The following is a 10,375-nucleotide window of genomic DNA, read 5'->3' as shown; positions in this document are numbered from 1 at the left end:
CGCAAGCCATAGGCCAATAGCTCCCCCCCGCCGGCCACCAGGCCCACCACCGTGCCGCTGGCTCCTAGGGATCCCAAAAAAGCTCCAGAAATGCTGCGGGCTCCTTCGTAGGTGGCATCGGCGCAGAGGCTGACGATCCCCAGCAAAACAATAAAGCGCAGGGCAGAAGGGGAATCGGGCATAACCAGCTCCTTGGCAATGGGGAATCTATTTTCAGATCTGGACTATTGTTGTTGATGAGGAACATGATGGAATACTTGTACCCTATGGCAAGTAACTAGACCGTCATGCATCAGAGTTTTTACTTCCGGTAGAAAGGCTTTGATTTTTTCCGGCGTGTCGATGAAAGTTACCAAAATGGGCAGATCTGTGGAAAGCTCTAGAAGGTTACTGCTGCGAATATGACTGTTTCGACCAAAGCCAGCAATAGCTCGCACCACAGTACCACCAGCTAGCCCACGCTGACGACCTAGCTCCAGCAGAGCCAGGTAGAGAGGCTTCCCTTGCCAACGGTCTGACTCGCCGATGTAAATATCCAATTTATAAACTTCTGGTTCATCATCTAGCATACTTGTATCCCTTTTGTCTTTGGGCTGTTGCGATTGTCATGGTTACAGATTTTTCCGCTTCACATAAGGTCTACAGTGAAGTGGGATCCTTGTCAGGCAAGAGATTGGCTGGCATTGGCTGTAGTGAGTAACGCTGGAAAAACTGTATATTGCTTTGGTGAAGAGTGCTCCTTAAGATAAGAAATTCCAGGGGGTTGACTAGTGGGGATCCCGGTGCTTTTAAGAAAAAAGTTATTGCCCAAAATGACCAGTTGCTGCACCTGGCTTTTGGATGGATAGATTGCTGATTGATAGGGGTTACGTTAAACGTTATCGCCACAATCGTGCCAACAGGATCCCAAGCTCCATAGCCAAGGCTCCAAATAGGCAAGAACCGAGCCAATAGACAAGCCCAGTAGCAAAGCGATGTTGCTGCCAGAGGCTAAAGGTATCCAGTTCATAGGTAGAAAAGGTGGTGTAGGAACCCAGGAATCCCACCCCGAACAGCAGGCGAATTTCCGGTGAGATCTCAGGGCGTTCCATAGCCACGGTCATGAACCAACCCATGACCACACAACCCGATAAGTTGATGAACAGGGTTCCGTAGGGAAAGCTAGGGCCAAATCGCTCCGCAAACCAGAGGGATAGATAGTAGCGACTCAGGGATCCGCCAATAGCCCCCAACGCAACCGCAAACGGAACTCTCAAACTGGGAGAGACCAAGCCATGGTTTAGGTAAGCCCACACCGATTGCAAGCGCATCTATTCTCCTTGAACTGTGTTCCCAGAACTTCCTACGGAAAAGGTGGGATCCTTAGCTTTTTCTGCCCTCAGAGATAGGGATCCTGCTTCTCTTGAAGTCCTCTTCCTCTACCAAAATTACCGGAATCGGGCTGGTTTCCAACACCGCTTGGGAAGTGGATCCCACCAAAACCTGCTCCCAGCCGCGGTGGCCCCGCTTGCCCATGACGATGTCGGTTACCTGCCGCTCCTGAGCTAGGGTTACGATGGTCTCTGCCAAGGGCCCCGAGGCCAAGCAAAACTGGTGGCGAATATCCGCCAAAAGACGCTGGGTGAGTTGCCGCAACAGTTCTACCCCTTTCCCCTGCGGCTTATCGGTAACATGCAACACAATCACTTCCCCATCCACCCGCCGCGCCAAATCGGCCACCTTGCGCAGCACGGCTTCGGCCAAAGGGGAGGTGTCCACGGCTGCCAAAAAGCTCACCTTGCCCTGGCTGCCTACCTTGGTGGGATCCACCTCTCCTTTTTCCAAAAGCCGGGGAGCACACACCTGGGTCAGCCAAGCACCCAGGGGGGCCGTGACCAAAATCGACAGAGCCGCCAAAGCCAAAATGATCTCCCCACCGGGGATCCCTTGGGCCAAAGGGATCCCACCAATAGCCGCCTGCACCGTCGCCTTGGCCATGTTGCCCGGTAGCAAAAACAGCCGCTCCCGCCCGTTCCAATTGCTTCCCAGAGTGGAAAGCCACCAACCTAAGCCCCGCCCCAGCAGCAGACTCAAGGTCAAGAGCAGCAAGCCCGGCCAAAACACGGATCCCAGCACCCCCAGATCCAGCGACGCTCCCAACAGCACAAACAACACGATCTCCGCCACCGTCCAGAGGGCATCGAACCCACCTCGCAGCCGCCGCGCCAAGGGGGCATCCAGCTCAATTAGAAAGAACCCCAGGGCCATCACCGCCAAATAGCCGGAAAAATAGGGCCACACCTGCGGTGCCAGCACCAGCCCCAGGGCCATACAGGCAGCCAGCAGCGCTTCCTGGACGCTGTTGCGGGTCCAGTTTTGTTGGGTTAGCAGCGACACCAGAACCCGCGCCCCCAGGTAGCCTACAGCCACGCCCAGCAGGATCTCCATCACCACCTGGAACGGCAGCCACTGCAGCGGCGACAGCTCCAGGCTTCCCAAGCGAACGCTCGCGGCGGATCCTTGGCCCAAAAAGCTGAGCAGCAGGCTAAACCCCAACAACAGCAGTACGTCGGAAAGGGCGCTGCCGGTCAAAATGGCATCCGGGATCCCCTTGGCCACCCCCCAGCCCAGGCTTTTGAGGCGCAACATCCCCGGCACGATCACGGCTGGCGACTCCGCCCCAATCACGCAGCCCAACAGCAAACCGGTAGGCCAGTCTAACCCCAGGATCCCAGTGCTCAACAGGGCCACTGCCACCGCCTCACAGGCGGCCGGCAAAAAACCCAGCCGCAACGCCACGGATCCCTGCTGGGCCAGCTTCTCCCGATCCAGCCCCAGGCCCGCCTTCATCAAAATGATCATCACCGCCACCAGCCGCAGATCCCCTGCCGCTGCCAGCACCTCGGGAGACAAGACCTCTCCCAGCAGGATCCCTACGAGGATCATCCCCAGCAGGGGGGGCATCCCCAGCCGACCCACGATCTGGCCGACAAAAAAGCCCATCACCAAGATCCACAGCCAACTGCCCAGCATCAACAGATCCTCTCTCCTTGCCGTGTTGAAGGGCAACTCAGGGGGGAGAGCCTCTGGGGAGTGCGGACGCAAAGCCAAAAACTCCTACCCCCTGGATACCCCCAGAAGTGTAGGAGTCATCAGCCTCAGCCTTGGATGTCAGAACAATCCCAGAAGAATTCTGAATCGGTGCGAGGCGGTTGCGGTGAACTCCATCACCGGTTGCCAGAGCAAGGCTCAAAAGCCGACCGGCAACTGATCCCGCTTGCAGGGTATCATGCTTTCTCTTCCACAACAACTAGGCGATAGGGGCAATCTGTACGGCCAATGGAGCGGTAGAAATCCCGGCAGACATTGTCGGTAAAGCGATCGCTGAGGCCGCGGGTTACCTGCTGCACCACTTGACGGGCCACCCGATAAACCAACTTGCGGGGCAAAACCTGCAAAAACCTGGGCAAAGCCAGCCCAATCTCCAGATGAAGAGACCAGTGAACACGAGTTGTGGGCAGGTCTTTCAGGGATCCCTGCAGCTCCTCCAGCTGGAAATCGGCTTGGCAGCTGACCCGGTAAGGCATTCCTTCATCGCCGGGCAACTCAATCGAGGTCAGACAAAACCGGTAATCTTTATCCGGCCAGATCTTGACCCCAAAACTGGGCTCCAGCTCAAACCCCAGCCCGCCCATGCGGAAAAACTGCAACCTGTAAGTCTCGGCAGACAAAGCTTCCACCTGCAATGGCCTGAAGCACCGCTGGATCCACTGGGCATGGCCTCTCAGGTAACGGGCCAAGGTCTCCCGATCGGTTTCCAGATCCACTTGGCCACAGCGCGCGGCTTGTAAATCCAGGTGGGCTTTGTCCAGGGAGGGATCCCAAGAGGACGGAGAGGGATCTGCGGGAGCACCGCCTTCGGGGGACATGGCCCTTTCACTTGGCGGAACGGCGGGCTTGGAGCTGGCGATAGACATCCCTAACATCTACCTGATAGTGAGCAAGGGCCACGAGGCAGTGGTACCAGAGGTCGGCCATCTCACGGGCCAAAGCCACGCGGTCTTGATCCTTAGCCGCCATCACCACCTCAGCCGTCTCCTCGCCAAGTTTCTTCAAAATGGCATTTTCCCCCTTGGCTAGCAAGCTGCTGGTGTAGGAATCGGGACGGGGATCCGCCTGGCGGGCCTTGACCACGGCAAACACCTGCGACAGGGTATCGGCTGCTGGAAGGGGATCCCCTTGCAAAGGGCGAAAGAAACAGCTCCGCGCTCCTGTGTGGCACGCTGCATCCCCCACCTGCTCCACCAGGATGACCAGGGCGTCGCCGTCGCAGTCGTAGCGGATTTGTTTGACCCACTGCACATGGCCAGAAGTTTCCCCCTTGGGCCACAACGCCTGCCGCGAGCGGCTCCAAAACCAGGTGCGGCCCGTTTCCAAAGTTTTCTGCAGCGACTCCCGGTTCATCCAGGCCATCATCAGCACTGTTCCGTCCAGGTAGTCCTGCACGATGGCCGGGATCAGGCCCTGTTCATTGTAGGTGAGGCTGCCCAGCCAGGTGATCTCCTCGGGCAGAAGCGATCGAGGGGGATCCGAGGAAGGGTTGAAGGCCAGAGCAGCAACCATAGAGCAGCGACCTGAAAAACCGCATTGAGAGCAGGATAACAGAACCAGCCCTCGCCAAGATATCCTTGACAACCTCAGCCAAGGGGTACCAGTTCCCGTGCCGCCAGGGACAGGACCACCTCTTCTCCCTCACCGGCCAGAGTCACCAGCCAGCGGTCGCGGTTTTCACGGGTGAGGACGATCCCCAGCCTCCCCTTAACAGAAGGAGGATACAACAGCCGTACCCACATGCCCGGCTCGAGCTGGGCAGCCGACCGCAGGGGATCAGCCGGGTTGCCGAGAATCCGCTTCTCCATTACCCAGGTCGCCCCAGGGTTCTCGGCCCCCCCTTCAGCAGCAGATGTCATGACCTCCCTCAGCACACCTCTCCTAAGCACCACCGGCAGGGTAAACAGCAAACTTAGCCCCCAGTGCTAGAGGTAAGCCGGACTTCTTCGGCCAGGATAGACCCTCTGTTGCGGAATGGCTGTATCGCAGATTACCGACTTAACCCGGAGGTCGGGCTGGGAGCACCGGTGTGGGGTTGGACAGAAGCGCTGGGCAGCAGCTTACGCTCCGGCTTGCGCTCCAGGGACAGGGCAGGCCGTTCTAAGCGCGTATCCACCAGTACCGAGGGAGAGGCCAAGTTAACGCGCTCCAGCAGACGCCGCAGCAGTTGAGCATCGATGATGTCCACCCCTTGGCGGGCTGTCGCCGTTCCGGCCACCAGGGGGGTAGGGGTGGCTGGAAGGGGGGATCCCATCTCACTGCGCTCAGGTGCAGCCAGCACCAATTCCGCCATTGCCTGGGCCAGCTCTTGACCATACACCCCATCAGGGCCCGAAGGGAGTAGATCCAGCCGTCCCTGCTGAGTGGCCAGGTGGCTCAACCCCAGTTGCACCGCCACCACCGCCGCCCCCCGATCCCCCCGCCTCAAAGTGCGTTGGCCGGCCAGAATGCTCTTGAGTTGGGCTTTGGCCGCCTCTTGCTCGCTGCCGGGCAAAAGTTGCACTAGCCCTTCCAGCTGATCTCCCTCAGAGCCAGCCTTGGCCTCGGGATGGGGATCCTCCCGCCAAAGGCGAGTCAGGTCGTAGAGCAAGATGGCATGGGGCACAGGACGGCTGGGCTGGTTGGGACCGGCATGGCCGGTGGCGAGGATCTCCCCTTTGTAGACCAGGGAGGTGCTAAAGCCAGAGTCCAGCAGCACGGCTTCCCGGATCCCGGTTTTGGGCAAAATACGGGCCAGGATGGCGGCGTTGACGTGGGTTTTGGTAACTCCGATCACCACCCGCTCCTGGTCATCTACCCCAAAGAAAGCTCTGGGGCGAAACTCAGCAGCGCTGGCAAGGCGGAACGAGTTGATCTCCGCCGGAGAGAGGGCATGGCCATCCTTAACCAGCCATAGACCGGCCACAAACAGATCCGTGACATCCGGCATCAACTGGCGGATGTTCTCCAAGTGGGTCATGGTGTCGGGATCAAAGGGCACAAAGCGGAGGCGATCCCTGCCCAGCAGCACCAAGGGGCGACCGCGCACCACCTTGTCGTCTTCGGGGCGACCGGGGATGAAGGTCTTGTGGTTGGCAGCCATCACCGGCCCCACCATGACATTGCTGGCAGAGTTGATCCAAGGGATGGAGAAGAAGCTGCCGTTAATGCCAGCATCGGCCTGGTAGCGCTGGACCAACGTCCTGACTTCGTAGCGCCGTTCTGCGTGCACTGTAGCCGCCCGCCCGCCGCGAAGGGTGAGAACACGCACCTGGTCGATCACTTCGTCGGTCAAGGCCAACGGTTGGGTCACATCCAGCCGGTAGTCGGGGCTGCGGTTGAGGGTGAAGGTGCGGGCGCCAATGATGGCCTCGGTGATGCGAAACTGGTTAAAGCGTCGCACCTCCAGCAAGTTGGGCGATTGTCCTGTAAAACCGGGATCCATCGTAAAAGACATCCGGTAACCGGCATCGGCCAGGTATTGCTTCACCCGCTCGTCCCGGTTGCCTTCGGGATAGGCAAAGTAGTGGATGGGGTGGCCCAGCTCCTGCTCCAGCTTGGTCTTGCAGTCGAACACTTCCCGCCGCAGACGGGCATCGTCTAGCACCCGCAGATCAGGAGGATGGTTGACGGTATGGGCGGCAAAGTCAATCAGCCCGCTGGCATCCATCTCCCGCATCTGATCCCAGGTGAAGTGATCCTTGCTGGTGGGCACGCCGACAAAGCCGGTTTGCACAAAGTAGGTGGCGGGGTAGTTGTACTCCTTCAAAAGGGGGTAGGCGTTCTCGTACAGGCCCAGGTAGGCGTCGTCAAAAGTGAGCAAAATGGCTTTTTCGGGCAAGGGATCCCCGTCCCGCAGGTGTTTGTACAGTTGGTCGATGTGGATGGGGGTCAACCCCGCCTGCTTAATGGCCTCAAAGTGTTGCCGCAGCTCCGCCGCCGTAGTGTCGAACCAGACCTGCTTGCGGCCAGTCACCACATCGTGATACATGATGGCGGGCACATAAGAAAGGCTGGCCAAGGGATCCAAAGCAAAGGGATCCCGCTCCAGTTGGGTCTCTAAGGAGATGGGCAAGCGCTGTTGAGCCGCTTTAGCGTGGGCGCGGGGGGCAGGGATCTCCGCTAGAGGTGGCGAGAGCCCCGGCAGGCGGCTGACCCAGTCGGGATGAGCAGTTGCCCAGGCCACCAGGGCCCCAGCCCCAAATCCCAGCAGGATCACCAGCAAGCTTAAGAAGGGGAGTAACCTCGGTCGAGACTTGGCCAGCGGACGTCGAGAGGAAGAGGAAAAGCTTTGTCGTGGAGTGGGCGAGGGGTACGGCTGGGATCCCTTTGTTGACCCAGAGCCTGCATGGCCTTGGGGCATCGACCCTCCCAAGCGCGTCGGCTGTCGTCGAGATGTCATGGCCTCACTCCCCACTCCCAATTGCAAAAGCTCAGCCCTCGCCGGAACGCCTTTTCCTACCCAAAGCCCACCCCCAGGACAGCAGGAAAAGGCAGCCTTCCAGGCAACGGCAAAACCAACGCCAGCCTACCACCCCATCCTCAAGTTGGGGATAGGGGAGAAATCGCCGCATGCTTTCTACAGGGATCCCTCGTTGAAATTGTTTGAACCAGAACGGCCTGGACGGGTGGCCTGAAAGAACCCAGAACCTCCCAGGAAGCCGCCCGCTACTCAAGGGTGCTTAGCAGATTGGACTCGGCAATGCTGACGATCTTGCCTCCCATTTGGGTGATCCGTTTCACTTCTTGGGAAAGGCGGCTGAAGGGCACTTTGTACTCGACAACACTTCTGCGCACACCTCCTCCCACGAGGCCGGATACCTTGATGGCGAAGATTTTATCGCTATTCGGCAGCCCTCCTTCTGAGCTGCTGGCCTGAGCGACCTCTGGTTCTGGGGCCGATGCCACCTGAGGCGCCGTGGCGACGCTCTCCCGCTCCAGGAGTAGCCGCCAGCTGCGGGGATAGGCAGGCGCCAAACGATAGACCACCTTATAGGAGCCGGCTATGTGGTCATCCTCGGCCTCCACCTTCACCACAGTTCCCGCTGGAATGTCCAGCTTGGCCCCCTTAGACATGACTTTAATTCCCGGCCAATTGGTGGGCACATCCGTCAGCAGCTCGACCTCAAAGGCTTGATCCCCCAACAACAACTTGGCCATCTCAACAACTCCGTTTTGCTCAGCACTCAGTGGCGGGAGAGCCGCCCACAACCACAGCTTCATCGTCAGACATTCTACCGCTGCCAGGTGCCCACCAGAAGCTTCCCGCTGGCATGGGTCAGCTGACGTCCTCCCTTCAACGAATTGAGGGAGATCACTGATGTCCTCCCATTCTAGAATTGGGGTGTTGTAGATTTGTTAAGCAGCTGTAGATTTATTGCGGAGGTAGAGGGAGCGCCATGAACGTGTTGAGCTTGGCCTTGCCGGATCTGTCGGCAGCTTCGGATGGGTTAGCCGCCACCTTGCAGCCCGTAGCCCAGTTTTTTGCCGGCCTTAACTTGCCCCAACCCATTGTGCAATGGGGTCACCCCTTGATGATGGGGATCGTGGTGGTGGTGATGGGCAGCTTTGTCGGCCTGACTGGGTGGCGAGGACGGGCCTTGCGTCTGGCAGCCGCCTCCACAGCGCCAGAGGGATCCCTGCCGGAAGCGGCCCAGAAGCCTCTGCTTGACCACCGCAAATTGGCCCCCTGGATGGCCACCTTCATTGCCTTGGGCTACACTGGCGGCCTTCTTTCTCTGGTGATGCAAGGGAAGCCCCTGTTGAGCAGCCCCCATTTTTGGACGGGATCCCTGGTGTTGCTGTTGTTGGCGGTGAATGGAGCTTTGTCCCTCAGCGGCTTTGGGGGCAACCGCGCTGCTTTGCGCACCACCCATGCCTATGTGGGCAGCCTCATTCTATGTGTACTGTTTGCCCATGCCCTGCTTGGGCTCAAGCTGGGTTTGTCGTTGTGAGTGGCAGTAGGCTTCCCTCTGCCTGGGCAGGAACTAGCGATAAGGCTGCAGGGATTGCAGCAGGTGGAGCACGGTGAAAATGCCGATACCCAGCAGGACGACGGATCCCACCAGGTAGCTGCTGGCATTGGAGCGCTGCTCTTCCAAGAGGGCTTCAGGGGATTTGGGGGCAATCATAAACCTTTCCCCAGAAAGGGGTTTTCGGATCACGGGATCCCCTGCCTCAAAACGCACCTGCCCCATGGTAAACGCCATCGCATCCACCGGAATCACCCATTCCTTATAGATAAAAGCTCGGGTGGAGCGATTTTCTGTTCTCACTCCGGAAAGGTAGCGCTTGAGATTGAAGTTGAACCGGCTGGGCCCTTTTCCTGGAAAAACATGCTCATCCACAACCGACATAGCCTCTATCTCCGCACCTGTGGGATCCACCCTCACCCTTCCAGTTTCGTCTTCGATGAAAAAAGGGATCTGGCGAACCACCGAGTGAAGGGTTTCGTCTCTCGTTCTCGTCTCTCTTTCAAGGAGATATTCCCGACCTGTGCTCGGATCGTAATACACGTTGGCGTAGTGTTTTTGGGGAGAGCTTACTTCGGAAAACGGCGATTTTTGAGGATAGCCTGGAGAGCCAAGCTGCTGGGGGTAGTCGGGGTAACCAGGCTTTTTCTGGAAAGAACCGGAACCGGGGTAGCCAGGGTTGGGCTTTTGTGGAAAAGAATTAGAGTAGTCGGGATCAACCCTTTTCTGAAAAGAACCGGAGTCAGAGTAGCCCAAGCCGGGCTTTTTCCCGACCATCTCCCCCGGATAGGATTTTGCTCGGGATCCCAAGCGTAGAGCGTTCTGATATTCGCCTTCGCTGATCCGTTCGCTATACGCTACATCGCCTTGGCTATTCAAATACCTTCGATAGCATTCGATCTCGTCATACTCCCAAGAGATCTCAGACTTGTAGTAGACGCAAGGCTGTCGCGAAAGTTCCGATACCAAAGGCCGATCGCACACAACCCTGCCGTAAACTTGAGCCAAGTTTGCTCCTTTTGCCTGGGGGTTGGTCTGACCGAGATGGCGAAGCTCGGCTATCTTGAGCAACCGAGTTGCAGAGAGCTGTTGAACCAGCCTTTGGGAGCGCAAATACTCAACAAACGAAAACAGAGAGGCAGGAAGACAAAGCAGACCAAGCAGCATCAGCCAGTTCATAAAGGCCTTCCTTTCCGGGGGTGGGAGTGAAGTTGGCCTCATGCTAGCAGTTACCTGTGAAACAGGATTTAAGAGAAGTTTAAGGCAATCCCGAATGCGGGCAGTTCCAAACTTTACCAAGAAGCTAGGCCTGAAGCCCCGCCCTTCCAGGACGG

10 protein-coding genes, 1 pseudogene and 1 riboswitch are annotated in these 10,375 nt (G+C 58.1%); of the genes and pseudogenes, 1 reads left to right on the top strand and 10 read right to left on the bottom strand.

Features of this window, described 5'->3' with window-relative positions:
* From NW819_RS00270 to NW819_RS00230, 9 genes and pseudogenes are all read right to left on the bottom strand, one after another.
* Window positions 1-182 (bottom strand): annotated as a pseudogene (locus NW819_RS00270) (MFS transporter); the annotation flags it as partial.
* A gap of 42 nt (window positions 183-224) precedes the next feature.
* Complete coding sequence (locus NW819_RS00265; protein WP_011431825.1) at window positions 225-569, bottom strand: DUF190 domain-containing protein; 345 nt, start codon at window positions 567-569, stop codon at window positions 225-227.
* 309 nt (window positions 570-878) lie between these two features.
* On the bottom strand, window positions 879-1,310 hold the full coding sequence (gene crcB / locus NW819_RS00260) for a fluoride efflux transporter CrcB (RefSeq protein ID WP_414351171.1): 432 nt from the start codon (window positions 1,308-1,310) through the stop codon (window positions 879-881).
* 52 nt (window positions 1,311-1,362) lie between these two features.
* Window positions 1,363-3,090 carry a cation:proton antiporter gene (locus NW819_RS00255; RefSeq protein ID WP_414412539.1) on the bottom strand — a complete coding sequence of 576 codons (1,728 nt, stop codon included), beginning with the start codon at window positions 3,088-3,090 and terminating at the stop codon, window positions 1,363-1,365.
* A 25-nt stretch (window positions 3,091-3,115) separates the two neighbouring features.
* Window positions 3,116-3,220: riboswitch (Fluoride riboswitch) on the bottom strand.
* A 46-nt stretch (window positions 3,221-3,266) separates the two neighbouring features.
* Window positions 3,267-3,908 (bottom strand): DUF1997 domain-containing protein, encoded by a 642-nt coding sequence (locus tag NW819_RS00250; protein WP_414412538.1) that lies wholly within the window; start codon window positions 3,906-3,908, stop codon window positions 3,267-3,269.
* Between the two features lie 7 nt (window positions 3,909-3,915).
* On the bottom strand, window positions 3,916-4,602 hold the full coding sequence (hisIE, locus tag NW819_RS00245) for a bifunctional phosphoribosyl-AMP cyclohydrolase/phosphoribosyl-ATP diphosphatase HisIE (protein ID WP_414331487.1): 687 nt from the start codon (window positions 4,600-4,602) through the stop codon (window positions 3,916-3,918).
* Window positions 4,603-4,676: 74 nt separating this feature from the next.
* Entirely contained in the window at window positions 4,677-4,949 is a 273-nt protein-coding gene (locus tag NW819_RS00240; protein ID WP_414331484.1) for a hypothetical protein, read from the bottom strand.
* 131 nt (window positions 4,950-5,080) lie between these two features.
* Entirely contained in the window at window positions 5,081-7,471 is a 2,391-nt protein-coding gene (locus NW819_RS00235; protein ID WP_414412537.1) for a polysaccharide deacetylase family protein, read from the bottom strand.
* Between the two features lie 266 nt (window positions 7,472-7,737).
* Window positions 7,738-8,229: a phycobilisome linker polypeptide gene (locus tag NW819_RS00230; RefSeq protein WP_071818135.1), complete on the bottom strand. Its 492-nt coding sequence runs from the start codon at window positions 8,227-8,229 to the stop codon at window positions 7,738-7,740.
* A 239-nt stretch (window positions 8,230-8,468) separates the two neighbouring features.
* Here NW819_RS00230 and NW819_RS00225 point away from each other — a divergent pair, with 239 nt between their 5' ends.
* On the top strand, window positions 8,469-9,023 hold the full coding sequence (locus NW819_RS00225) for a DUF4079 domain-containing protein (RefSeq protein WP_414331477.1): 555 nt from the start codon (window positions 8,469-8,471) through the stop codon (window positions 9,021-9,023).
* Between the two features lie 33 nt (window positions 9,024-9,056).
* Here NW819_RS00225 and NW819_RS00220 read toward each other — a convergent pair whose 3' ends face one another.
* Window positions 9,057-9,818 carry an E3 ubiquitin ligase family protein gene (locus NW819_RS00220; protein WP_414412536.1) on the bottom strand — a complete coding sequence of 254 codons (762 nt, stop codon included), beginning with the start codon at window positions 9,816-9,818 and terminating at the stop codon, window positions 9,057-9,059.
* Between the last annotated feature and the right edge of the window lie 557 nt (window positions 9,819-10,375).

Source organism: Synechococcus sp. R8-2, assembly GCF_047461715.1.
In the GTDB taxonomy this organism is placed as follows: Bacteria; Cyanobacteriota; Cyanobacteriia; order Thermostichales; family Thermostichaceae; genus Thermostichus.
The sequence above is the reverse complement of the archived record's forward strand: the minus strand, read 5'-3'. Positions and strand labels throughout refer to the sequence as shown.

What these genes read in the sequence shown, in the direction of transcription:
- NW819_RS00265 (WP_011431825.1), bottom strand. Translation starts at nt 569, where the DNA reads ATGCTAGATGATGAACCAGAAGTTTATAAATTGGATATTTACATCGGC.
- crcB (WP_414351171.1), bottom strand. Translation starts at nt 1,310, where the DNA reads ATGCGCTTGCAATCGGTGTGGGCTTACCTAAACCATGGCTTGGTCTCT.
- NW819_RS00250 (WP_414412538.1), bottom strand. Translation starts at nt 3,908, where the DNA reads ATGTCCCCCGAAGGCGGTGCTCCCGCAGATCCCTCTCCGTCCTCTTGG.
- hisIE (WP_414331487.1), bottom strand. Translation starts at nt 4,602, where the DNA reads ATGGTTGCTGCTCTGGCCTTCAACCCTTCCTCGGATCCCCCTCGATCG.
- NW819_RS00240 (WP_414331484.1), bottom strand. Translation starts at nt 4,949, where the DNA reads ATGACATCTGCTGCTGAAGGGGGGGCCGAGAACCCTGGGGCGACCTGG.
- NW819_RS00235 (WP_414412537.1), bottom strand. Translation starts at nt 7,471, where the DNA reads ATGACATCTCGACGACAGCCGACGCGCTTGGGAGGGTCGATGCCCCAA.
- NW819_RS00230 (WP_071818135.1), bottom strand. Translation starts at nt 8,229, where the DNA reads ATGGCCAAGTTGTTGTTGGGGGATCAAGCCTTTGAGGTCGAGCTGCTG.
- NW819_RS00225 (WP_414331477.1), top strand. Translation starts at nt 8,469, where the DNA reads ATGAACGTGTTGAGCTTGGCCTTGCCGGATCTGTCGGCAGCTTCGGAT.
- NW819_RS00220 (WP_414412536.1), bottom strand. Translation starts at nt 9,818, where the DNA reads ATGGTCGGGAAAAAGCCCGGCTTGGGCTACTCTGACTCCGGTTCTTTT.